This is a genomic window from Mesorhizobium sp. M0633, from assembly GCF_040320645.1.
In the GTDB taxonomy this organism is placed as follows: domain Bacteria; phylum Pseudomonadota; class Alphaproteobacteria; order Rhizobiales; family Rhizobiaceae; genus Mesorhizobium.
Genome location: NZ_JAMYQC010000030.1, coordinates 43513 through 66652, shown reverse-complemented (window position 1 = coordinate 66652; position 23140 = coordinate 43513). Strand labels below are relative to the sequence as shown.

General features: G+C 64.1%; 19 protein-coding genes. 16 read left to right on the top strand and 3 right to left on the bottom strand.

From position 1 onward, the window contains the following. Window positions 1-85: 85 nt before the first annotated feature. Entirely contained in the window at window positions 86-2497 is a 2412-nt protein-coding gene (locus NKI47_RS26375; protein ID WP_352594127.1) for a glucan 1,4-alpha-glucosidase, read from the bottom strand. A 218-nt stretch (window positions 2498-2715) separates the two neighbouring features. Between NKI47_RS26375 and NKI47_RS26370 the strand changes: the two genes are divergently transcribed. The 5 genes from NKI47_RS26370 to NKI47_RS26350 all read left to right on the top strand — a co-directional run bounded on the left by NKI47_RS26370 (window position 2716) and on the right by NKI47_RS26350 (window position 9414). After that, window positions 2716-3729, top strand: a complete 1014-nt coding sequence (locus tag NKI47_RS26370; protein WP_352594126.1) for an ABC transporter substrate-binding protein — start codon at window positions 2716-2718, stop codon at window positions 3727-3729. 74 nt (window positions 3730-3803) lie between these two features. Then, a complete protein-coding gene (locus tag NKI47_RS26365) occupies window positions 3804-5297 on the top strand; it encodes a sugar ABC transporter ATP-binding protein (RefSeq protein WP_352594148.1) in 1494 nt (497 codons plus the stop codon). 1 nt (window position 5298) lies between these two features. Then, window positions 5299-6273 carry an ABC transporter permease gene (locus NKI47_RS26360; protein WP_023678190.1) on the top strand — a complete coding sequence of 325 codons (975 nt, stop codon included), beginning with the start codon at window positions 5299-5301 and terminating at the stop codon, window positions 6271-6273. Window positions 6274-6275: 2 nt separating this feature from the next. After that, the gene (locus tag NKI47_RS26355; protein ID WP_352569465.1) at window positions 6276-7223 is read left to right on the top strand and encodes an ABC transporter permease; all 948 of its coding nucleotides are present in this window, start codon (window positions 6276-6278) and stop codon (window positions 7221-7223) included. 121 nt (window positions 7224-7344) lie between these two features. Further along, window positions 7345-9414, top strand: coding sequence for a 3-hydroxyacyl-CoA dehydrogenase NAD-binding domain-containing protein (locus NKI47_RS26350; protein WP_352594125.1), 2070 nt, complete (start codon window positions 7345-7347; stop codon window positions 9412-9414). Window positions 9415-9422: 8 nt separating this feature from the next. On the opposite strand, the gene NKI47_RS26345 is transcribed toward NKI47_RS26350, so the two are convergent. Next, the gene (locus NKI47_RS26345) at window positions 9423-10235 is read right to left on the bottom strand and encodes a helix-turn-helix domain-containing protein (protein WP_352594124.1); all 813 of its coding nucleotides are present in this window, start codon (window positions 10233-10235) and stop codon (window positions 9423-9425) included. A gap of 114 nt (window positions 10236-10349) precedes the next feature. Between NKI47_RS26345 and NKI47_RS26340 the strand changes: the two genes are divergently transcribed. From NKI47_RS26340 to NKI47_RS26295, 10 genes are all read left to right on the top strand, one after another. Beyond that, the gene (locus NKI47_RS26340; RefSeq protein WP_352594123.1) at window positions 10350-11480 is read left to right on the top strand and encodes an ABC transporter ATP-binding protein; all 1131 of its coding nucleotides are present in this window, start codon (window positions 10350-10352) and stop codon (window positions 11478-11480) included. Then, a complete protein-coding gene (locus tag NKI47_RS26335; RefSeq protein ID WP_352594122.1) occupies window positions 11461-12624 on the top strand; it encodes an ABC transporter substrate-binding protein in 1164 nt (387 codons plus the stop codon). The genes NKI47_RS26340 and NKI47_RS26335 overlap by 20 nt, the downstream gene beginning before the upstream one ends. A gap of 76 nt (window positions 12625-12700) precedes the next feature. After that, window positions 12701-13564 carry an ABC transporter permease gene (locus NKI47_RS26330; RefSeq protein ID WP_352594121.1) on the top strand — a complete coding sequence of 288 codons (864 nt, stop codon included), beginning with the start codon at window positions 12701-12703 and terminating at the stop codon, window positions 13562-13564. Continuing rightward, window positions 13564-14376: an ABC transporter permease gene (locus NKI47_RS26325; RefSeq protein WP_352594120.1), complete on the top strand. Its 813-nt coding sequence runs from the start codon at window positions 13564-13566 to the stop codon at window positions 14374-14376. Before NKI47_RS26330 ends, NKI47_RS26325 begins: the two co-directional genes overlap by 1 nt. An 11-nt stretch (window positions 14377-14387) precedes the next feature. Next, window positions 14388-15149, top strand: coding sequence for an SDR family NAD(P)-dependent oxidoreductase (locus NKI47_RS26320; RefSeq protein WP_352574542.1), 762 nt, complete (start codon window positions 14388-14390; stop codon window positions 15147-15149). A 140-nt stretch (window positions 15150-15289) separates the two neighbouring features. Then, complete coding sequence (gene pcaF / locus NKI47_RS26315; RefSeq protein WP_352594119.1) at window positions 15290-16495, top strand: 3-oxoadipyl-CoA thiolase; 1206 nt, start codon at window positions 15290-15292, stop codon at window positions 16493-16495. A 530-nt stretch (window positions 16496-17025) separates the two neighbouring features. Next, on the top strand, window positions 17026-18057 hold the full coding sequence (locus NKI47_RS26310) for a BMP family protein (protein WP_023678180.1): 1032 nt from the start codon (window positions 17026-17028) through the stop codon (window positions 18055-18057). Between the two features lie 277 nt (window positions 18058-18334). After that, complete coding sequence (locus NKI47_RS26305) at window positions 18335-19825, top strand: ABC transporter ATP-binding protein (protein ID WP_502897353.1); 1491 nt, start codon at window positions 18335-18337, stop codon at window positions 19823-19825. Beyond that, window positions 19825-20880 carry an ABC transporter permease gene (locus NKI47_RS26300; RefSeq protein WP_352594118.1) on the top strand — a complete coding sequence of 352 codons (1056 nt, stop codon included), beginning with the start codon at window positions 19825-19827 and terminating at the stop codon, window positions 20878-20880. The genes NKI47_RS26305 and NKI47_RS26300 overlap by 1 nt, the downstream gene beginning before the upstream one ends. Beyond that, window positions 20877-21821: an ABC transporter permease gene (locus NKI47_RS26295; protein ID WP_352574549.1), complete on the top strand. Its 945-nt coding sequence runs from the start codon at window positions 20877-20879 to the stop codon at window positions 21819-21821. The genes NKI47_RS26300 and NKI47_RS26295 overlap by 4 nt, the downstream gene beginning before the upstream one ends. Window positions 21822-21835: 14 nt before the next feature. Here NKI47_RS26295 and NKI47_RS26290 read toward each other — a convergent pair whose 3' ends face one another. Beyond that, on the bottom strand, window positions 21836-22603 hold the full coding sequence (locus NKI47_RS26290) for an SDR family NAD(P)-dependent oxidoreductase (protein WP_352470743.1): 768 nt from the start codon (window positions 22601-22603) through the stop codon (window positions 21836-21838). A gap of 264 nt (window positions 22604-22867) precedes the next feature. Between NKI47_RS26290 and NKI47_RS26285 the strand changes: the two genes are divergently transcribed. After that, window positions 22868-23023 carry a hypothetical protein gene (locus NKI47_RS26285; RefSeq protein ID WP_023678176.1) on the top strand — a complete coding sequence of 52 codons (156 nt, stop codon included), beginning with the start codon at window positions 22868-22870 and terminating at the stop codon, window positions 23021-23023. The last annotated feature ends 117 nt before the right edge of the window (window positions 23024-23140 follow it).

Below are 23140 nucleotides of genomic sequence, written 5' to 3'. Positions count from 1 at the left end.
TACTTGAGGGATCGATGATCTAGTGGCGCTGTGATTGAAGCATGATCTTTTCCGAAAACCGGTCTCCACTTTGCGGGATCATGCTCTATCCGGTATCGCCGATGCCGACAGAAAAGTCAGCATTCTCCCAATGGCCGCTTTCGGGCCAGAAGAAAGTGAAGACAATGCTATTGCCCGGGCTATTGCCCGGAGCAATCTCGGCAACCTGCAATTCCGCAAGATGGATGCTGAAAGCATTCGCGGTGGTCTCGGTGTCATGGACGGTTGCCCAATTGTCGCTGCTCCAATGAACCACCGCCCGGGCCAGAAGTTCGATGCGCAGCGCCTTGCCTGCCGGGATGGTACGGATCTTGTGGTTGAAGCGCCATGCCCTGAAGCGCGACACCGTCCTGCCCTCGATATAGCGCTTGACGCCTTGCGGCGGCATGTCGAACACCGTGCCGTCGCGCAGCGACCGCAGCAGCTTGATGTGCTCGGAATGCGCCCAGACCAGCGGCTTGGCGCTGCCGGAGGGCCCGCCATGCCGCAATTCGCGCTCCGGCATGTCGGGACCGTCCCAGACCTGCTCCGGCAGCAGGCCGCCCGGTCCGGCAGAGTTCTCGAACGTCCTGAGCAGGCTTGCCGCACTATCCCTGCGGCCTGCCGCCAGCTCGTAATGAGCGCGCTCGCCGACCAGCAGCGGCCAGGGCCGGCCCCGGCCGGTTCCATCGAAGGGCGCGCCGTCGGCATGCTCGCCATAGCCATCGCCATTGTAGCGGTACCAGAGCGGGCCCTGCGGCAGTTCGCAGCGCAATTGCGCGTCGATGACCTTGACCGTGTCGAGGATGCGCGGATCGTCGGCTGCCCGCAAGCCGAAGCGGACCAGCGCCAGCGCATCCGGGCTGACGATCGCCTTGGCCGGCCGGTCCGTATCGGCCGGCGGGCGGTTCTTGATCGGGACGTAGCCGTCTTTCGGCGATGCCGCGCCGGCGGTGTCGGGCGGGGCGATGCGGACATAGTAGCCTTCGACGCTGGCTTGCTCGCATGCGGCGGTGCCGGCGACGTAGGTCCAGCGTTCGATCTGATCGTTCCAGACATCGGCGGTTTCGCGCAGATAGTTTGCCGGCTCTGTTTTGCCGGCGGCATCGAAGATGTCCGCAGCCGCAAGCAGAGCCGCGATCTCGACCGCAAGCGTGAACGGGCTGTAGCCGGCGTCTTCTTCCCAGCGGTCCTCGCCGGTGACCGGGCCGTTGCGCACGACATAGGCGGCAGCGCGCTCGATCATCGGCATGAAGGAGGAGAGTGCGGCAGGCGGCAAATGGCCGGCGCGGCGCAGTGCGTCGGCAAGCAGCAGCGGGAAGGCGCATTCGTCCATCTGGATGCCCGGCCAATAGGCCGATCCGTCGAGCCAGGCGTTCTGCGGCCAATGCCCGTCCGGCTGCTGGATCGCGCGCAGATAGCCAAGGATGCGCAAGGCTTCCGCCGGGTCGCCGGCGGCGAGGAAGCCGCCGGCGGTTTCGACCAGATCGCGCGGCCAGACCAGGTGATAGCCGCCGAGGTCGTCGTCGCCCTTGTTGAAGCCCCACGGGATCGACAGGCTGGCAACGGCTGCTCCGGCGGACGACCGGTGTGTCGCCAGCACCGCTGTGCTGAGGCGGTAGGGATTGAGGCCGGACGCCGCATGCCGGTCCAGCGGCAGCAAACCGGCTTGCCATTGGTGCCATTTTTGAACATAGGAACTGACCGCGGGCTCAAAACCTTGCCTCAGGCTGGCGAAAGCGGTTTCCGCCGCCTGTTGCGGCGTCGTGCCGAAGCCGAGCGCCAGCAATATTTTTGGGTTCGCAGCCGAAAAGGCGATCTCGCCGGTCAGCGCGACGTTGCCGTCCTCGGCCTTGCGGCAGGCCGGATCGAGCCGGCCGCCTTGACGAAGCTGCTGCCAGCCGTCGGAGACGCCGACATAGCCGGCCGAGCACACCTTCCACGGCAGCGACGAGGCGAGCGCCAGGCAGGTGCCGCGTCCCGATGCAAACAGGACGGGCCGTCCTTCATGGTCGTCGATCCAGGCGGTGTTGCCCATGCCGGCGTTGACGAGGTGCGGTGCCAGCAGCGCGTAGACGCGGTAGTCGGCGGCCGCGCGTTTGAGCGGCGTGAACATAATCTCCTGCAGCAAGACGGGACGTTCCGGATCCGTCAGGATGCGCTTTTCGATCCTGTAGGTTCCATCGCTTGCGGTGTTGACCAGCCGGTAGGCAGGCACCCCGTCCGCCAGGGGTTCGATACTGTGTTCGGCGTCGCGTTTTTCTTCCGAGAAATAGCCGTCGGGTCGGGTGACGATCAGCCCCAGATCGCGGGTGCAGGCGCTATCGAGGCGCGGGTAGTAGATCTCGTTGAGGATACCATGGCTGATGGTGAACCAGATCGGGCAGGCCGGCGAGAGCGCGGTGCCGACGCCGCTCTTGGCGCTCGACGTCCAGCGCGCCGGAATGCCGGGTGCACCCGGGGCAAGGTTCGTTGCCATTCAATCGGTCTCCAGTGCCATCCCTAGACCAGGAGTCGAACCGGTTTCAATGATTGCACCGCAAGTTGATCGCCGGCCATGGATTGCTGTTGACAGCTTGCCGCCTATCTGCATTTGTCTGATAATAGATAAAAAACAAGATTGTGAGCGTATCAGCCAATACCCACCAGTCAGCCATTAACCACCAGTAAGACAGCAACTCACGGGAGGAGTATGACATGAGGAAAATATTCGTTTTGGGGGCTCTTGCGGCGATGCTCGCCGCAGGTACCGCGCTTGCCGACACCAGCGGCAAGAAAATCGCTTTCTCCAACAATTACGCCGGCAATTCCTGGCGGCAGGCGATGCTGGACAGCTACGCCATCGTTACCAAGAAGGCGGTTGCCGACAAGGTGGTCGGCGCCGCGGACGTCTTCACGACGGCCGACAAGGAAGTGCCGACGCAAGCAGCCCAAGTGCAGAACCTGATCCTGCAGGGCTATGACGCGATCGTCATCAACGCGGCGTCTCCGGATGCGCTCAACGGCGCCATCAAGCAGGCCTGCGACGCCGGCATCGTCGTCGTCTCCTTCGACGGCATCGTCACCGAACCCTGCGCCTACCGCGTCGTCGTCGACTTCAAGGACATGGGCAAGCAGGAAGTCGAGCAGATGGCCAAGTTCCAGCCCAAGGGCGGCAACCTGCTGGAAATCCGCGGCCTCGCCGGCACCTCAATCGACGATGCCATCCATGCCGGCATCCTCGAAGGCGTCGCTGCCCATCCCGAGTTCAAGATCGTCGGCTCGGTGACGGGCGACTGGGACCAGACCACGGCACAGAAAGCCGTAGTGACGATCCTGCCTTCGCTGCCGGATGTTGTCGGGGTCGTCGACCAGGGCGGTGACGGCTACGGCGCGGCGCAGGCTTTCGCCGCCGCCGGCAAGCCACGCCCGACCATCATCATGGGCAATCGCCAGGACGAGTTGCAGTGGTGGAAGGAGCAGAAGGAAAAGGACGGTTACCAGACCTGGTCGGCATCGATCGCACCGGGCGTATCGACGCTTGCCTTCTGGGTGGCGCAGCAGGTGCTCGACGGCCGCACCGACGTGCCGCACGACCTGCTGGTGCCCTACCTTGCCTTCACCCAGGACGATTTCGAGGCCGCGCTGCCGAAGATTCCGAAGGGCGGCGTCGCCAGCCACGAATACACGCAGGAAGACGCCGTCGCGGCGATCAAGGCCAACATCAAGTGAGCATGGCACTATTGTTGCCGCCACGGATAACCGGGTATCGTTGAGGGATGCCCGAGGCCAATGCAGACATCATCATGCCGGACGGCGCCGAAAAGCTTTTCGGCGCCGTCAGTTTGGACATCATAAGACTGGACGGAGCCGAAAAACATTTCGGCGCCGTCAGGGCGCTCGCCGGTGTCGATTTCAGCGTTCGTGCCGGAGAATGCGTCGGTCTCGTCGGCCATAACGGCGCCGGAAAATCGACGCTCATGCATATGGTGGCGGGCACGCTTGCCCCCGACAGCGGGCAGATCGCGGTCCGCGGCGGTGTCGAGGCAAGTTATTCGGTGCCGCGCGCGCAGCAGCTCGGCATACGCTGTGTGTTCCAGGAGCTGTCGCTCTGCCCGAACCTCAGCGTCGCCGAGAACACGCGGATCAACCACGCGTCGCTGCATGGCTTCGGCTGGCGGCGCAAGGCGGCCGATCTGATCGCCGCCAAGCTCGACGAGATCTTCCCCGGCCACAGCATCTCGGCATTCGACATCGTCGGTGATCTTTCCATCACCAGCCGGCAGATGGTGGAGGTGGCGCGCGCCTTCACGGTCACGCAGGAGCCGCTCGAGCTGGTTATCCTCGACGAGCCGACATCCTCGCTCGACGCGCATACCGCCGGCCAGCTGCTGGCGTTCGTGCGCCGCTTCATCGCCGCCGGCAAGAGCTGCATCCTGATCTCGCATGTGTTGGGCGAAGTGCTCGGAAATGCCGACCGCATCGTGGTGATGCGCGACGGCAAGGTGGTCGCCGCCGGGCAGGCCGACGCCTTCGACCGCGACAGGCTGGTGACGGCGATGGGCGGAGCGGAGGCGCGCGAGAAGACCGCCGCAGAGATTGCGAGCGGCAAGCCGGAGCCCGGCCCGCTGCGGGTCCGGGCGCGCCCGGCGCGACAGCAGGACGGCAACGAGCTCGTCGCCCGTGCCGGTGAGATCATCGGCCTTGCCGGACTTGCCGGGCATGGGCAGACCGATCTTTTGCTGGCTATCTTTGCTGCGGCTTCCCGTGCCAAGACCGGCATCGAGGTCACCGCGCCGGTGGCGCTGGTTGCCGGCGACCGCCAGTCGGACGGAATTTTTCCGCAATGGTCGATCGCCGAGAACATCGGCATCCGTTCGCTGACGCGATTGCGCAACGGCCTCTTGATCTCGCCGCAGCGCGAAGCCGAGCTCGCCGAGTTGTGGCAGCGGAAAATCGGCATCCGTACGCCCGACATGAACAACAACATCTTCTCGCTGTCCGGCGGCAACCAGCAGAAGGCGCTGTTCGCGCGGGCGCTCGGCTCCGACGCCAAGATCGTGCTGATGGACGATCCGATGCGCGGCGTCGACATCGGCACCAAGCTCGAAGTCTACGACCTGGTGCGCGAGGAGGCTCGCCATGGCCGCACTTTCCTCTGGTACACCACCGAAACCGAAGAGCTCGACAATTGCGACCACATCTATGTGTTCAAGAACGGCCGGATCGTCGCCAACCTTCGTCGCGACGAACTGACGGAGGAAAAGATCATCCAGTCGTCGTTCGGCGATGCGGCCTGAGATGACAGCGGTATCCGTCGAGAATGGGCTAAAATCTTCGGCTCGCGCCACGAGGCGGGCGCGCATGCTGCGCAGCCTGCTGCCGGCACTGTCGCTGGCGCTGGTGCTCATCGCCATCGCCTGGCTCAACCCGCGCGCCATCAGCTATTTCGGTTTCAGCCTGATGCTCAATCTGGCGATCCCGATCGCTCTGGCGACGATCGCGCAGATGTTCGTCATCGCCGGCAACGAGCTCGATCTGTCGATTGGCACCTTTGTCGGCTTCGTCGGCTGCGTGACGGCGACATGGCTGAAGGACGCGCCGCTGCTCGGCGTCGTGATCCTGCTCGGGTCGATCGGCGTCTACGCGCTGCTCGGCGCGCTGATCCATCTGCGCAACCTGCCCTCTATCGTGGTGACGCTCGGCATGAGTTTTGTCTGGCAGGGCATGGCCATCCTCATCCTGCCCAAGCCCGGCGGCAAGGCGCCGGACTGGCTGCTGGCGCTGATGGCCTTCAAGCCACCCTTCATTCCGTTCCCGATCATCGCGGCATTGCTGATCGCAGCCGTCGTCCACTTTGGCCTGATGCGCACCTCCTACGGCGTCATCCTGCGTGGATCGGGCGGCAATTCAGCCGCACTCAAACGCGCCGGCTGGTCGCTGCTGCGCACCAAGATCGCGCTGTTTGCGCTGACCGGCCTGTTCGGCGTTTTGTCCGGCATGGCGCTGATCGGCATCACCACCTCGGCCGATGCCAATATCGGCAATGGCTACACGCTGCTTTCGATCGCCGGCGTCATCCTCGGCGGCGGTGAGTTCGTCGGCGGCCGGGTGTCGCCGATCGGCGCCGTCATCGGCGCGCTGACGCTGGCGCTGGCGGCATCGCCCCTCTTGACGTTCATGCACATTCCGCCCGACTGGCAGGTCGCCGCCAATGGCGCCATCCTGATCATCGTGCTGGCGGCGCGGGTGCTGATCAGCCGCAGGGAGAGGTGAGCATGGCATCGCTGCGGACACTGCTCGCCAGACCCTGGATCTGGTCGTTCTTCGGGGCGCTGCTGGTGTGGCTGGCGACCATCGCCTTCACCGGCGGCTATGGCGGCGGCGGCATGATCACGGCGGCGCTGTCGCTCGCCGTCTTCACGGTGATCGTCGGCGTCGGGCAGATGTTCGTCATCACGCTCGGGCCGGGCAATGTCGACCTGTCGCTGCCGGCCAATATCGGCCTTGCCAGCGCCGTCGCCATGAAGGTCATGGACGGCAATGATGCGATGATCGCGGTCGGGCTGCTGGCCGCGCTTGCCTGCGGCATGACGATCGGCGCCGTCAACTATCTGCTGATCTGGGCGCTGCGCATTCCGCCGATCATCGCGACGCTGTCGGCCAGCTTCGTCATCCAGTCGGTCGATATCAGCTATGGGCGGGGCCTGCAGATCAAGCCGCCGCCGGGCTTTGCCGATTTCACCAACTGGCAGATCTTCGGCATCCCGGTGCTGGCGATCCTCACCGTGCTGTTCACCATCGGCGCCGGCATCATTTTGCAGCGCATGATCTACGGACGCTCGGTGCTGGCGATCGGCCAGAACATCCGCGCTGCCTGGCTGGCCGGCGTCAATGTCGGCCGCACCCGCTTCCTCACCTACACGCTGTCGGGCGCGCTCGGCGGCCTCGACGGCGCACTGCTCGCCGGCTATTTCCGCGGCGCCAATGTCGATATCGGCAATGAGTATCTGCTGGCCTCGATCGCGGTCGTCGTCATCGGCGGCACGTCGGTGGCGGGCGGCAAGGCCAATGTGCCGGGGGTCTGGGGCGCGGCGCTGTTCCTGGTGCTGCTGTTGACCATGCTCAACACGTTCGGCGTCAGCGTCGGCGTCCGCCTGGTGCTGACAGGGCTGATCATCGTCGGCGTCATCACCGCCGCCGGTGGGCAGAAGGCGCTGCGCTAAGGCAAGGCCACCCGGCGGCGACGGGATATCGATCCGGCCCGCAAAACACGTGGTTCCCATCCGCATGCCAGCGCTGTAAATCCCGTCGCGCTATTGGCCAACATCATTGCGTGAGGTTTGCGTGTCCGATTTCGTCAGCACTACAAGGCACGGCAACGTCGCGGTGGTGAGCATCGACAATCCGCCGGTCAACGCGCTGACCTTCCATGTGCGCGAGCCGCTGATGCAGGCGCTCGTTTCCCTGCGCGACGAGCCGTCGGTCCGAGCAATCGTGATAGCATGTGCCGGGCGGACCTTCGTCGCCGGCGCCGACATCACCGAATTCGGCAAGCCGGCGCGGCAACCGGACCTGGGCGCCCTAGTCGCCATGCTGGAAACCATCGCCAAGCCGACGGTCGCGGCCATTCACGGCACTGCGCTCGGCGGCGGCCTGGAACTGGCGCTCGGCTGCCATTTCCGTGTTGCCGACCGAACGGCAAGGCTCGGCCTGCCGGAAGTCAAGCTCGGCCTGCTGCCGGGCGGCGGCGGCACGGTTCGCCTGCCGCGCTTGGTTGGTCCGCTGAAGGCACTCAGCATGATCGTTTCGGGAACGCCGATCGGTGCGGCCGAGGCGCTCGCCGCCTGCCTGGTGGATGCCGTCTTCGATGGCGACCTGACCGCGCAAGCGGTGAATTTCGCCAACGAAACGGCCGCGAAAGGCGGTCCGTTCACGCCGGTGCGCGACCGCAATGATCGCCTCGACCAGGCCGACTTGCCGGCGTTCGACAAGGAAGCGGCAGTGCTTGCCGGCAAAGCACGCGGCCTCGAGGCGCCGATCGCCTGTGCGCAGTCGATCCGCAACGCCCTGACGCTGCCCTTCGACGAAGCGCTGGCGGCGGAGCGCGACCTGTTCGTCAAGCTTGTCGCCGGGGACCAATCACGCGCGCAGCGGCATTTGTTCTTCGCTGAACGTGAGGCGGCAAAGATTGCCGGCAAGGACGTCGTCAGGCGCAAGATCGCCCGGGTCGGCGTCATCGGCGCCGGCACGATGGGCGGCGGCATCGCCATGGCGTTCGCCAACGGCGGCGTCCCCGTGACCTTGCTGGAAGCGACACACGAGGCCTTGCAGCGCGGGCTGGCGACGATCAACAAGAATTATGCCGTTTCCGTCATCCGCGGCTCGCTGAGCGAAGACGCCAAGCGCCAACGGCTTGGGTTGTTCAAGGGTTCCACCGACTATGCCGATCTTGCCGATTGCGACCTGATCGTCGAGGCCGTGTTCGAGGAGATGGCGGTCAAGAAGGATGTCTTCGGCAGGCTCGATGCCGTGGCCAAACCGGGCGCGATCCTCGCCACCAACACCTCCTATCTCGACGTCAACGAAATCGCCGCTTCGACGTCGCGGCCGCAAGATCTCCTCGGCATGCATTTCTTTTCGCCGGCTAACGTCATGAAGCTTTTGGAAATCGTCCGCGCCGACAAGACTTCGCCCGACGTGCTGGCGACCATCGTCGATCTGGCACGGCGGATCGGCAAGGTGCCGGTCGTTGTCGGCGTCTGCCACGGCTTCGTCGGCAACCGCATGCTGGCGGCGCGCGGTGCGGAACTGGAGACGCTTCTGCTGGAAGGCGCAATGCCGCGCCAGGTCGACCAGGTGTTCACCGATTTCGGCTGGCCGATGGGGCCGTTCGAGATGAGCGATCTCGCCGGCCTCGACATAGGCTGGCGCAACCGCAAGGCGCGTGGCCAGACGGCCGTGATCGCCGATGCGTTGTGCGAACAGGGACATTTCGGCCAGAAGACCGGCAGCGGCTTCTATCGCTACGAAGGCGGTTCGCGCACGCCGCTGCCCGATCCCGATGTCGAGGCGCTGATCCGCAACAAGGCTGCCGAGCGCGGTATTGCACCGCGCGCGATCGGCGCCGAGGAGATCATCGAGCGGACGCTCTATCCGATGATCAACGAGGGCGCCAAAATCCTCAAGGACAAGATTGCCGCCCGCGCCTCCGATATCGACGTCGTCTGGGTCAACGGCTACGGCTTCCCGGTCGGCAAGGGCGGGCCGATGTTCTGGGCGAGCCTCGAAGGCGTGGACAAGATCATCCGGCGGCTGGATCACTGGCACCAGCAGACCGGCAAGGATGTCTTTCGAGTGGCACCCCGGCTCAGGCAGATGGCCGAAACCGGTTCCTGGGACGGCGCTGCCGGTTGAACTTGGGACTACCGAATCCGTGCGTCCATGATCTCGACAAAACGCGCGAACAGACCCGCCTGCGACTTTATCTTGAGCTTGCGGTAAATGTTGCGGCGATGAACTTTTACGGTTCCCGGCACGATGCGCATCGCCCTGGCAATCGATTCCGTGGAATGGCCCTGAAGCACCAGATCGACGACATGCTGTTCGCGCGGCGTGAGCGAAAGGCTCTTCCAGATGTGAGCACGTTCGAACTCACTGGCCGGAGCAATCGCCTCGTCTTGCTTCGTCCCAACCGGTCCGTCAGCCGGAAGGGTAGGCCAGCGCAGCCTGACGAGGCTGATCACCGCAGGCGCCATGTCGCGCAGCAACCTGGCATCGGCGGTTCCGAACGGCCCCGAAGCGCGCAATCGCATTAGCGAGACCACCAGCGCGTCCTTTCCCGGCAGCGGCACGAAAAAACCGACCTCCTCCGCAAGCCTGGTCTGGCTGTAATAGGAGCGGTAATATTCGCTGGCATAGAAGCGATCCGGCGCCAATTCGCGCATGCGCCAAAAGCCTTCCTTGCGCTCGACTGCCGCATGGTGGAACGGATCGAGCAGATAAGGCCCTTCCTGATAGAGCGCGACGAAGACATGGCTTTCGGCCGGCGAGAATGTCTCGAACAGCAGCGGCGGGCGTGAGGCGCCGCGATAGCCGAAGATCACGCAATGATCGAAGCTGACATGCTGGCGGAGCCAGGCGACCATCGCCTTGCCGAAAAGCTCGCCGCTCGTCTCCCGCGTCGCTGCGATGAGCGCAGCGAGCCGGCTGTATTCATCGCTGCGTGAAACGCCCAATTCATACCCCTCCAGACGAGAAAATAGACGAAATATACCACCTGGGAGGTATATACTAGCCGCCATTGGCTCTGATAGCGTTTCGAGACCAACTAGCCGCCGGAGTCCGCAGCTTTGACCGCAGTGCCCGACATCGAGTTTCGCGGGGTCACCAAACGCTACGGCAGCGTGATCGCGGTCAGCGGCATCGATCTTGCCATCCCGCCGTCTGCCTTTGTCGCGTTGCTCGGGCCGTCCGGCTGCGGCAAGACAACCTGTTTGCGCATGATCGGCGGTTTCGAACAGCCAAGCGAAGGTGTGGTATTCATCCGTGGCCGCGACATGGCCGGCACGCCGCCCTATCGGCGGCCGGTCAACATGGTGTTCCAGCAATATGCGTTGTTTCCGCATCTGGATGTGGCGGACAACGTCGCCTATGGCCTACGCCAGGCGCGGCCGCGCCTGTCGTCGCGGGAGATCAGCCTGAAGGCAGGCGAGGCGCTCGCCATGGTTCGGCTTGCCGGCTATGGACGCCGCAAGATCCATGAGCTTTCCGGCGGCCAGCAGCAGCGTGTCGCCCTGGCGCGGGCGCTGGTCAACAAGCCGGCGGTGCTGCTGCTCGACGAGCCCCTGGCGGCGCTCGACAAGAAGCTGCGCACCGAAATGCAGATAGAGCTGCAGAACCTGCAGCGCGAGATCGGCATCACCTTCGTCCTGGTCACCCACGATCAGGAAGAGGCACTGTCGATGAGCGATTTCGTCTGCGTCATGAATGGCGGGCGCATCGTCCAGCTTGGGCAGCCGAGCGAAATCTACGACGAACCCGCCGACCTCTTCGTCGCCGATTTCGTCGGCAAGACCAATCTCTTGAGCGGCAAGGTCGTCGGGCTCTCGGGCAAGCTCGTCGAGGTAGCGCTTGCCGACGGCACCGTCATCGCCGCGCGCAAGCGCACTTCGCTAGCCCAGGGCGAAGCCGTCTCGGTCAGCCTGCGTCCTGAATCCCTAAGTCTCGGCGCGCCCGGAAGCGGCCGGCTGAACGGGCTTGTCCGCAACCGGATCTTTCTCGGTTCCACCGCGGAATATGCAATCGAGGTCCAAGGCATCGGGACACTGCTCGCCAAGGCCGATTATCTGGTTGGCGGTGGAAATCTCTTCAAGCCGGGTGAACCCGTCGCCGTCGGCTTTACAGCCGGAACGCCGCTGGCGTTTCCGGAGAATAACGTGACCAACCAGAGGGAAAACAAAAATGTCGAAATCGTATCGTGACGGACTGCCGATAAGCCCTGAAAAATTCGTCGACCAGTTGATGCGCCTCAAGCGCGGTTCCATCGGCCGCCGCGAGTTCCTTGGCCTCACCGGCCTAGGCATCGCAACGGCAGTAATGGCCCGCGAACTCGGCATCGTGCCGTCGCCAGCCTTCGCCCAGGAGGGGCTTGGCGACCGCATGTCGATTGCCACCTGGCCCAATTATCACGACCCGGCGACGTTCGAGAATTTCAAGGCCGAAACCGGCGTTGCCGTCGAGGTGAACGTGTTCGGGTCAAACGAGGAGATGCTGGCCAAGCTGCAGGCCGGCGCCTCGGGCTGGAGCCTTTTCGTTCCGACCAACTACACGATCTCGACTTACAAGAAGCTTGGCATCATCGAAGCGCTGGATATGGCCAAGCTTGCCAATTATGACGGCTCGCAAGAAGACCCGCGCTTCACTGGGGAAGGCACCATCGACGGCGTGACCTACGCTGTGCCGAAGAATTGGGGCACCACCGGCTTTGCCGTCAACACCAAGAAACTGACCAAGCCGATGACGAGCTGGAAGGAATTCTGGGACACGGCCATGGCGGAGGGCGACGGCCGGACCATGGTTCATGATTACCAGCTGACCACGATCGGCAACGCGCTGAAATATTTCGGCTTCTCGTTCAACTCGCTGAAGCCGGACGAACTCGCCAAGGCGGAGGAATTGCTGCTGAAGGTCAAGCCGCATCTGTTCGCGGTCTCTAGCGACTACCAGCCGTCGATGCGTGCCGGCGACGCCTGGATGACGATGTGCTGGACCAATGACGGGGCGCAGCTCCACCGCGACATCCCCGAAATCGCCTACGTGCTTGGCAAGGAAGGCGGCGAGATCTGGACCGACTTCTACGCAATACCCAAGGATGCGCCGAACAAGCCTGCCGGCTATGCCTTGCTCAACTATTTGATGAACCCGAAAGTCGCGGTCAAGGAGCACCTGGCCAACGGTGCGCCTTCCACCGATGCGCGGGTCAATGCGCTGCTGCCCAAGGAGGTGCTGGACAATCCGATCCTCTATCCGGCGGCGGATCTGCTGAAGCCGCTCGAATTCGGTGCGGCTGCGACGCTAACCGATCCGGGCCGGGCCGAATTGATGGCACGCTTCAAGTCGGCTTGAACCGGGCAGGCCACAGGCTCGATGCAGGCAACTCCCCGGCGGACAGATGTCCGCCGGCACCCGGGCGGTTTTTTCAATGCGCAGCAACGTCCTCCGTCACAATCTCCTGACCGCCCTGCTGCTCGGTCCAGCAACGGCGTGGCTGGTGGTGTTTTTAGTTTTGCCGTTCGTGGCGATCGCCGTTTTCAGCGTCGGCGAGCGGGCGCCGGAAGGCGGCTATCAGGCCGCTTTCACCTTGGCGCAGTATGCCAATCTTCCGGCGCGGGCGACCGCCTTCTGGAACACCATGGTGCTGGCGCCGGCGGGCGCACTGGCCTGTCTTCTCGTTGCCTATCCGGTCGCCTATTACCTCGCTTTGCGCGCGCCGGAACGGTGGCGGCTGATCCTGCTGGCGCTTGTCGTCATCCCGTTCTGGACCAGCCTGCTGATGCGAACCTATGCCTGGATGTATGTGCTTGGCGGGCGCGGCATCCCAGCTCTGCTGGCCTATGTCGGGATGGAGGACGTGCGGCTGATCAACACGCCGGGAGCGGTTCTGCTCGGCATCGTCTATGGTTATCTGCCGCTGATGATCCTGCCGATCTATGTCAGCCTCGAGCGGCTCGACCGCCGGCTGCTGGAGGCCTCCGCCGATCTCGGCGCGACGCCGATCTCGACATTCCTCGGCGTGACGCTGCGGCTGTCGCTGCCAGGTGTGATGACCGGCTTCTCGCTGGTCATGGTCCTGCTGCTCGGCGAATATCTGATCCCGACGCTACTCGGCGGCGGCAAGGTCTTCTTCATCGGCAACGCGCTGGTCGATCTGTTCCTGCAATCGCGCAACTGGCCATTCGGATCGGCAATCGCCATCACACTTGTGGCGGTTTCAGTGGTCGTGCTGCTTGCCGCGAACCGCATTTCGACCCGGCTTTCGGGTGCCCGCCGGGTGGACCTGATCTGATGCGTGCCTTCGTCGTTGCGGTCTTTGCCTTTCTCTACCTGCCGATCGCGCTGGTGGTGCTGTTTTCGTTCAACGCCGGCCACCACGCCAGCGAGTTCACTGGCTTCTCGGTGCAATGGTACGGCAAGGCCCTGGCAAACCCGTTCCTGGTCGAAGCGCTGAAGAACAGCCTGTTCATCGCCACGACCAGCGCCTTGCTGGCGGCGCTGTGCGGCACGGCGGCCGCGCTTGGCCTGGCGCGTGTCGGCGCGCAGACGCGAGCCGTCTTCGATGCGCTTTTGGGTGCTGCGATCGTCGTTCCTGGCGTCGTCATCGGCATCTCGACGCTGGTCGCGCTGGTCCAGCTATTCGGGGTGGTCAACCCGTTTGTCGCTTCGCTGTGGCCGAACGACCAGCCACCGCGCCTGGCGCTCGGCTATGGCTCGATCATCGCCGCGCACGGGCTGTTTTCGATGGCGCTGGTGGCGATGATTGTCGGCACGCGCCTCGGCAGCCTCGACCGCAATCTGGTCGAGGCCTCGAGCGATCTTTACGCTACCCCGCTGACGACGTTCCGCAGCATCGTGTTGCCGCAGATCATGCCGGCGGTGATCGCCGGCTTCCTGCTCGCCTTCACATTCTCCTTCGACGATTTCATCGTCGCTTTCTTCGTCGCCGGCGCACAGACGACATTGCCGATCTATGTCTTCGCCTCGATCCGGCGCGGGGTCACGCCGGAGATCAATGCCATCGCGACGATCGTGCTCGTCGCCTCCGTTCTGCTCGTTGTGCTTGCCCAATGGCAACTGCGGCAACGAAAACCATCACACTGAAAGACAAAAACATGATTCTGAGAGATCGCATCGCCGTGGTGACGGGTGCCGGGTCGGGGATCGGGCGTGCCGGCGCCATGATGATGGCCAGGGAAGGCGCGCTCGTGGTGATCGCCGACAGGGACCAGGCGGCGGGGGAAGCAACCGCTTCCGACGTTCGTGCGGCCGGCGGTCGGGCCGAGGCCGTCGCCACCGACGTCGGCGAGGATGCGGCGGTCGAGCAGCTCATTGCGGGAACGCTGGGGCGGCATCGGCGGATCGACATCCTGCACAATCATGCCGGGATCCAGGTCGGCGGCACGCTGACCGAAGTCGGCGCCGACGGCATGGATGCCTCCTGGCGGATCAATGTGCGGGCGCAGTTCCTCGCGGCCAGGCTGGTCATGCCGTCGATGATCGCGCAAGGCGGCGGGGTGATCCTGAATACCGCCTCGAATTCGGGTGTGTTCTACGACCGCGAAATGATCGCCTACGCAACGTCAAAACATGCAGTGGTGGCGATGACCCGGCAGATGTCGCTCGACTATGCCAAACACAATGTCCGCATCAACGCGCTGTGCCCCGGCTGGGTCGATACGCCCTTCAACGAGCCGTTCATCGCGCAGATGGGCGGGCGGGCGGCGATCGAGAACTATGTCCGCACCAAGATTCCCATGCAGCGCTGGGCCAGCGCGGAGGAAATCGCCGAAGCGATCCTGTTCCTCGTCTCCGACCGCTCGTCCTTCATGACCGGTCAGGCGCTGGTGATCGACGGTGGAGAAAGCATCGGCTGATCCGCCGCTCCCGGCGGGCGGCAGCTGAAATTCTCGTTGGCCTAACGGCCGACAGCGAGATGTGCTTTCGTCTCAAGGAGAATGCGGCCAAGATGGCGGGCCGGGAGCAGAAATCGTCAGTGCAAGAGAGAGGCGGCATAATGGCCGAGGCGTATATCTGCGACTACATCCGCACGCCGATCGGGCGCTTCGGCGGCTCGCTGTCGGCGGTCCGTGCCGACGATCTCGGCGCGATACCTCTGAGGGCGCTGGTCGAGCGTAATCCAGGCATTGATTGGGCTGCTATCGACGATGTCGTCTATGGCTGCGCCAACCAGGCCGGCGAGGACAATCGTAATTTGGCGCGCATGGCGCTGCTGCTGGCCGGCCTGCCCAAGGAGGTTTCGGGCTCGACCGTCAACCGTCTCTGCGGTTCGGGCATGGATGCGGTGATAATTGCTGCCCGCGCCATCAAGGCCGGCGAGGCGGAGCTGATGATATCAGGCGGCGTCGAATCGATGAGCCGCGCTCCGTTCGTGCTGCCGAAGGCAGAGACCGCCTTTTCGCGCAATGCCGAGATTTACGACACCACGATCGGCTGGCGCTTCATCAATCCGCTGATGAAGAAGCAATACGGCGTCGATTCGATGCCGGAGACCGGCGAGAACGTGGCGGAAGAGTTCGCTGTCTCCCGCGCCGACCAGGACGCATTTGCCGTGCGCAGCCAGGACAAGGCTGTAGCCGCACAAGCCAATGGCCGGCTGGCAAAGGAAATCACGCCGGTGACGATCGCGCAGCGCAAGGGCGATCCGGTCGTTGTCGACAGAGATGAGCATCCCCGCGGGGGCACGTCGATCGAAGCGTTGGCCAAGTTGCCGACGCCGTTCCGACAAGGCGGCACGGTTACGGCCGGCAATGCCTCGGGCGTCAATGACGGCGCGGCGGCGCTGATCGTCGCCTCGGAAGCAGCCGCGAAAAGATATGGGCTGACGCCGATCGCCCGTGTTCTGGGCGGTGCCACCGCCGGCGTGGCGCCGCACATCATGGGTATCGGCCCTGTGCCGGCCACGCAAAAGCTGTGTGCCCGGCTCGGCCTGACGCCGCAGCAATTCGACGTCGTCGAGCTCAACGAGGCCTTCGCCTCGCAAGGCATCGCCGTGCTGCGCCAGCTCGGCATTGCCGAGGATGCGGAGCACGTCAACCCGAATGGTGGCGCCATCGCGCTCGGCCATCCGCTCGGCATGTCCGGCGCGCGCATCACCGGCACGGCGGCGCTGGAGCTGCGCGAACGTAGCGCCAGATACGCGCTCGCCACCATGTGCATCGGTGTCGGCCAGGGCATCGCCGTGGCGCTCGAACGCGTTTGATCTTTTGGCCGCCCTGGGGCAGAGCCCTGGCGCCGCCTATCTCGTTTGCCCGATATGCGAAAGACGCTCTGGTCAATGGGCGATCCTTGCGAAATGATGGACACCGTTGCGCCTAGGCCGGGAAAGTGTGGCCCTTGCAAGAAAGCTGTTTGAATTGAGCGATCCTCAACCCATTACCAACGATACAATCCTCATAATTCTGCATTATGTTCTCGTCGAAATTCGAGGGACTGACAAACCGGAAAAGGCACGGATGCTCGCGGACGCCTTTCACAACGCGCCGAGCTTGATCGCAAATGGCCATGAACCGCAAAAAACGTGGGAAAGCATTCTTTCAACCGCGCGAAGGCTTGAAATAGAGCCTTACGTCCTTCGGCTATTGCGGCACGTTCAATCGCGTCAAATTTCAAACTGAGACATTACCCGAAATTTGACCATGTGGACAAAGGTCCGGCGTCGTTCCATAGTTCCCTGTCTTTATATTTTCCGAACAGCCGGCTCGACATGGCTGTCGAACAGAGGGGCATGCAATGGACAACAAAAAGAGCAGAATCCAATCGAAACGCGAAGGGCTTTCGCGACGCAACGTGCTGGAGCTGGGCGCGCTCGGCCTGGCGGCGGCGATGCTGCCGGGCAGCGCCTTTGCCAAGACCAAGAAGCTGAAAGTGGCGGCGATCTTCGCCACGCCGATCGAGGAGCCGTGGGACAACCAGATCCACGTTGCCCTGCAGAAGGCCGAGAAGGAACTCGGCATCGAATACAAATGGTCGGAGAAGGTGCAGACGGCCGATTTCAGCCGCGTCATGCGCGAATATGCGCAGGGCGGCTATGAGCTGGTGCTGGGCGATGCCTTCGCCGCCGAGCGCGAATCGCGTAGGACCGCCAAGCAGTTCCCGAAGACCGCCTTCCTGTTCGGCTCCGGCGCCGGGCCGGCCGAGCCGAATTTCGGCGTTTTCGACAACTGGATTCACGAGCCGGCCTATCTGTCCGGGATGATCGCCGGAAAAATGTCGAAGTCAGGCACGGTCGGCGCCGTCGCGGCGATGGGCATTCCGGAAGTGAACCGGCTGGTCAACGCCTTCTTTGCCGGCGCCAGGGAGGTCAATCCCGACATCAAGAAGAAGGTCGCCTTCATCGGCTCGTTCTTCGATCCGCCAAAAGCAAAGGAAGCGGCCGTCGCCCAGATCGATGCCGGCGTCGACGTCATCTATGCCGAGCGCTTCGGCGTCATCGAAGCGGCGGCGGAGAAGAAGATCCTCGCCATCTCCAACATGTCGGACCAGTCGAGCCTCGGCCCCGACACGGTGATCACCGGGCCGGTCTGGGACATGTATCCGACCGTCGAGCAGGCGATCAAGCTGGTCAAGGCCGGCGTCTTCACCGCGCAGGATTACGGCGATTTCTCGCGCATGGCCAAGGGCGGCTCCTACCTCGCGCCCTACCACAAGTTCGACAAGACGCTGCCGGCCGAGGTCAAGGAACTGGTCGAGAAGAAGAAGGCAGAGATCCTCGACGGCAATTTCCGCGTCGACGTCGATGAGAATACGCCGGTCTCGGATTAGGGCTCTGTCTTTTGGGGTTGGTGCTTGTCGCACCCCCCCTCTGGCCTGCCGGCCATCTCCCCCTCAAGGGGGGAGATTAGCAGCTTCGCCGACAGCGCCCTCCTCTTCAGCGTTGACGATTTGCGAAAGCAGAAGTGACATCCGATCTCCCCCCTTGAGGGGGAGATGGCCGGCAGGCCAGAGGGGGGTGCGACGAGCGCCACCCGCAGGTCCAAGCTGAATCGTAAGCCAATTCCGATCGAGAGCACCCTTGTCAACGCCTGCCCCTCTCATCGAAATGCGCGGCATCTCCAAGAGCTTTGGCGCCGTCAAGGCGAACGAAGCCGTCGATCTCAGCGTCGCGCCGGGTGAAATCCTCGGGCTGCTCGGCGAAAACGGTGCCGGCAAGACGACGCTGATGAACGTGCTGTTCGGCGCCTATGCGCCCGATGCCGGCGAGATCCTGGTGCAGGGCCGGTCGGTGGCGATCAACAGTTCGGCCGATGCGCTGGCCGCCGGCATCGGCATGGTGCACCAGCATTTTCATCTCGCACCGCGGCTTTCGGTGCTGGAGAACCTCTTGATCGGCATACCCGGCAGATCGGGCCGGATCGACCGCGCCGGCGGGCTGGCGCGGCTCGCCGAGATCGGCCGCCAGCACGGGCTGACGCTCGACCCGGACCTCCCCGTCTCGGCGCTGTCGGTCGGCGAGCAACAGCGGCTCGAAATCGTCAAGGCGCTGTTTCGCGGCGCAAGGCTGCTGATCCTCGACGAGCCGACGGCGGTGTTGGCACCAACCGAGGTCGACGGGCTGTTTTCGGCGCTGCGCTCGATGGCGGCACAAGGGCTCGGCATCATCTTCATCTCGCATAAGCTCAACGAGGTGCGAGCGCTGACGCATCGCTGCGTCGTGCTCCGGCATGGGCGCGTTGCCGGCCGCGTCGATGCGCCGGCCAGCACCACGTCCTCGGAGATGGCGCGGCTGATGTGCGGCCACGAGATCGTGCCTCCGGCCAGAGGACCGTCGATGCCCGGTGCGGCCGTGCTGACCCTCGACGGTATCTCGACATCTCATCATTCCGGCATGGCGCTGCGCGATGTTTCGCTGTCGGTTCGTGGCGGCGAGATCCTTGGCATCGCCGGCGTCTCCGGCAATGGCCAGCGCGCGCTTGCCGAGGTCATCTCCGGCGTGCGTGCGCCCGATGCCGGGAAGATGACCATAGCCGGCAAAACGGTTTCGCGGTTCTCGCCGAGCACAGTGCAGGCGCTCGGCCTCGGCCGCATCCCGGAAGACCGTATGACGACAGGGCTGGTCACCAATCTGCCGCTCGCCGATTCGATGGTGCTGCCGCGCATCGGCACGGCGGCGTTCAGCCGCAACGGCCTGCTCAAGCCGGATGCGATCCGCGCCTTCGCCGAGGCACAGATCAAAGCCTACGATATACGTTGCCCCGGGCCGATGACGCGCGCCGGGGCGCTTTCCGGCGGCAATCTGCAAAAGGCGCTTTTGGCGCGCGAACTCGCCTTCGATCCGAAGGTGCTGATCGTTTCGCAGCCGACTCGCGGCCTCGACATCGGCGCCGCGCGTTTCATCCACGAAAAATTCCTCGACATGCGCGCCAAGGGCTGCGGCATCGTCGTCATCGGCGAGGATCTGGAAGAGTTGCTGATGCTCTCGGATCGTATCGCGGTGATGTATGAGGGCCGCATCGTCGGCACGCTGAACAGCGCCGACGCCAGCATCGCCAGACTCGGGTTGATGATGACCGGAGCGGAGGGCCATGCCTGATGTTCCGTCTCGAGGCCCGCACCTCAACGCCCGCCTGGTTCAATCTGGCGCTGCCGCTGCTCGCCATCGGCGCGACGCTGATCCTGTGCAGCGGCCTCATTGCACTGGCTGGCGCCGGCGTCGTCGAGGCTTATGGCGTTATGTTTTCGGCGTCGCTGGGCGACAGCTACGCCGTCACCGAAACGCTGGTGCGTGCCACCCCGATGATCTTCACGGGACTTGCCGTGGCAGTCGCCTTCCGCGCCAAATTCTGGAATATCGGCGCCGAAGGGCAATTGCTGGCTGGTGCGGTGGCGAGCTGTGCCGTCGGTGCAATCCCGATGCCGGGGCCGCTCGCCATGCTGCTGATGGCGCTGGCGGGTGCCGCCGCCGGCGCGGCCGTCGCCCTGATCCCCGCCACGCTGCGGGTAAAATTCAGGGTCGATGACGTGGTCAGCTCGCTGCTGCTCAACTCGGTCATTTTCTACGCACTGATGGCGCTGATCGAGGGGCCATGGAAGGACAGTTTCAGCGGCTACCCGATCTCGCCGCCGATCGAGGATACGGCCAATTTTCCGGTGCTGCTCGAAGGCACGCGGCTGCATCTCGGCGTCGTCGCGGCGCTGGTCGCCGCACCGGTCATCTGGTTCGTGGTCGCGCGCACCACGCTCGGCTTCCGCATCAGGGTCACCGGTGAAAACCCCGAGGCGGCGCGCTATGGCGGCATCAATGTCGAGCGGGTGCTGATTTCGACGGCGCTGCTGTCTGGCGCATTGGCCGGCCTTGCGGGCGTCGGCGAGGTCGGCGGCGTGCATTTCCAGGTGATGAGCGACATCTCGCCGGGCTATGGCTATTCCGGCATCGTCGTCGCCATGCTGGCGAGGCTCAATCCGCTCGGCGTCGTGCCGGCGGCGATCTTCCTTGCCGCGGTGATGACCGGCGCCGAGGCGATGTCGCGGGCGACCGGCGTTCCGGCCTTCCTCAGCGATGTCATCCAGGGAACGGCGCTGCTCGCCATGCTGGTGGCCCTGCTGTTCACCGCCTATCGCCTCCGTCGCGTGGGAACAGCCAAATGAGCGTGGTGCTGGAACAGATCTTCCAGGTCGGCTTCCTCGCCGCGATCATCCGCATCGCCACGCCGCTGGCCTTCGCGACGCTGGGCGAGATGTTCTCCGAGCGCGCCGGTGTGCTCAATCTCGGCATCGAAGGCATCATGCTTTTGTCGGCGATGACCGGCTTCACCGCGGCGAGCCTCAGCGGCAGCCTCTGGCTTGGCGTGCTAGCGGCGGTGCTGACCGGGGCGCTGATGGGCGCCGTGCACGCGCTGTTCACTGTTGCGCTCGGCCTCAGCCAGCATGTCTGCGGCATCGGCGTGACGCTGTTTAGCTCCGGCCTTGCCTATTTCCTCTACCGGCTGATCTTCGGCCAGCAATCGGTACCGCCGAACATCAAGGGATTCGAGACGCTGCCGATCCCGATCCTGTCCGGCATTCCGGTGCTTGGGCCGGCGGTGTTCAACCAGTTCTCGCTGGTCTACATGGCGATGCTGGCCATACCGCTGGCCGCCTTCGTGCTCTACCGCACGCCTTGGGGCCTGTCGGTGCGCATGGTCGGCGAAAACCCGCGTGCCGCCGATTCTGCCGGCGTCAGCGTCATTGCAACACGCTTCCAGGCGGTGATCCTCGGCGGTGCCTTGATGGGGTTGGCCGGTGCCTTCCTGTCGATGGCGCAATTCAACGCCTTCACCTTCGGCGTGGTTTCGGGGCGTGGCTGGGTGGCAATCGCGCTCGTCGTTTTCGGCCGCTGGGATCCGTGGCGATCGGCAGGCGCGGCACTGCTGTTTGCCTTCGTCGATGCCCTGCAGTTGCGCATGCAGGCGAGCGGGCTTGGCCATATCCCCTACGAGGCCTTCCTGATGCTGCCGTTCATCTTCACCATCGTCGCTATGGCGGTGATGTCGCGCAATGCGGTGGCCCCGTCGGCGCTGCTCAAGCCGTTCCGGCGCGAAGAGCGGTAGCGGCGCTTCGCCTTTCACATCGCGGTGAAGCCGTTATCGACGAACAGATGGGCGCCGTTGACGAAGCTGGCCTCGTCGCTGGCCAGGAACAGGGCTGCCTTCGCGACCTCTTCCGGCTCGCCGATCCGCCCTTGTTGCGCCGCCATTGCCGCGTCGGAGACATCGACGCCGAGTTTGTCGAGATCGGCGACCTCGCGCAGGCCATGCGGTGTCCTGATGAAGCCTGGACAGACCGCATTGCAGCGGATGTTGCGGTCGCGGAACTCGACGGCGATGGCACGCGCGAACATATGGCAGGCGCCCTTGGTGGTGTCGTAAAGCACCTCCATCGGCGTCGCCGCCACCGCCGAGATCGACGAGGTGCAGACGATGGAACCGCCGCCGGCGGCGATCATGCCGGGCAGCACGGCACGCGTCATCAGGAACATCGAACGCACATTGACGGCATGCAGCCAGTCCCATTCCTGCAGCGTGGTCTCCAGGAAGGGTTTGATGACGAGGGTGCCGGCGTGGTTGAACAGAACCGTGACCGGGCCGAATTTTTCCGTCGCGCCCTTCACCGCCGCTTCGACCTGCGCCTCATCCGATACGTCGGCGACCCAGTGCTCGGCGACATGGCCGCGTTGCCTGATCGCCGCTGCGGTGGCCGCCGCCGCTTCGCCGTTGCGGTCGACGATCGCCACCTTGGCGCCCTCGGCCGCGAAAAGCTCCGAGGCCGCACCGCCCATTCCCGTCGCGCCGCCCGAAATGATGGCGACCTTGCCGGCCAGTCTTGTGCCCATGGTTTGCTCCCTGCTGCCTTGCCGTGACGTCGCGGCTTTCCGCTGAAGCGATGCTATCCCTCATCCATTGGATGGCCAAGGAGCCACAGACACATGGACCTGACGTTTCCTGCCGTCACCCTGGCATGCCTCGAAAGGCAGCGCTAAGCAGTAAAAGCACTAATGTGTCTATCATTTGGAGAAAATTGTTCTAAGGATCGCGCGAAAATAGCACTCGACAAAGTCTACTGATTTTATAGATTAAGCGCCGAGACGGAGGTCGATATGTCCTATAGCCAGAACGCTCAGACTGCCCGCAAAGGCCAAAGGCTGGGTTCCGACCAGGTGTGGCGGCCGGCCTATGCCGGCGCTTTCGCCTATCTCGTCTTTGCCCTTGCGTTTGTATTCACCGGGGCAGTGGTACTGGGGCTGATCCCCTGATTGTCAAGGCTCTGATCATCGAGGCTTCCTCGGGACAGCGGCCTGCCGTTTGCAGAAATTCCGGAGTTGATGAACCGAATGTCGGTGCGCTTTTGCGCGCCCTGATTCCAACGTGAT

Coding starts and splice junctions, on each gene's coding strand:
- NKI47_RS26375 (WP_352594127.1), bottom strand. CDS start 2,497: ATGGCAACGAACCTTGCCCCGGGTGCACCCGGCATTCCGGCGCGCTGG.
- NKI47_RS26370 (WP_352594126.1), top strand. CDS start 2,716: ATGAGGAAAATATTCGTTTTGGGGGCTCTTGCGGCGATGCTCGCCGCA.
- NKI47_RS26365 (WP_352594148.1), top strand. CDS start 3,804: ATGCCGGACGGCGCCGAAAAGCTTTTCGGCGCCGTCAGTTTGGACATC.
- NKI47_RS26360 (WP_023678190.1), top strand. CDS start 5,299: ATGACAGCGGTATCCGTCGAGAATGGGCTAAAATCTTCGGCTCGCGCC.
- NKI47_RS26355 (WP_352569465.1), top strand. CDS start 6,276: ATGGCATCGCTGCGGACACTGCTCGCCAGACCCTGGATCTGGTCGTTC.
- NKI47_RS26335 (WP_352594122.1), top strand. CDS start 11,461: ATGTCGAAATCGTATCGTGACGGACTGCCGATAAGCCCTGAAAAATTC.
- NKI47_RS26330 (WP_352594121.1), top strand. CDS start 12,701: ATGCGCAGCAACGTCCTCCGTCACAATCTCCTGACCGCCCTGCTGCTC.
- NKI47_RS26325 (WP_352594120.1), top strand. CDS start 13,564: ATGCGTGCCTTCGTCGTTGCGGTCTTTGCCTTTCTCTACCTGCCGATC.
- NKI47_RS26320 (WP_352574542.1), top strand. CDS start 14,388: ATGATTCTGAGAGATCGCATCGCCGTGGTGACGGGTGCCGGGTCGGGG.
- pcaF (WP_352594119.1), top strand. CDS start 15,290: ATGGCCGAGGCGTATATCTGCGACTACATCCGCACGCCGATCGGGCGC.
- NKI47_RS26310 (WP_023678180.1), top strand. CDS start 17,026: ATGGACAACAAAAAGAGCAGAATCCAATCGAAACGCGAAGGGCTTTCG.
- NKI47_RS26305 (WP_502897353.1), top strand. CDS start 18,335: ATGCGCGGCATCTCCAAGAGCTTTGGCGCCGTCAAGGCGAACGAAGCC.
- NKI47_RS26300 (WP_352594118.1), top strand. CDS start 19,825: ATGTTCCGTCTCGAGGCCCGCACCTCAACGCCCGCCTGGTTCAATCTG.
- NKI47_RS26295 (WP_352574549.1), top strand. CDS start 20,877: ATGAGCGTGGTGCTGGAACAGATCTTCCAGGTCGGCTTCCTCGCCGCG.
- NKI47_RS26290 (WP_352470743.1), bottom strand. CDS start 22,603: ATGGGCACAAGACTGGCCGGCAAGGTCGCCATCATTTCGGGCGGCGCG.
- NKI47_RS26285 (WP_023678176.1), top strand. CDS start 22,868: ATGTCCTATAGCCAGAACGCTCAGACTGCCCGCAAAGGCCAAAGGCTG.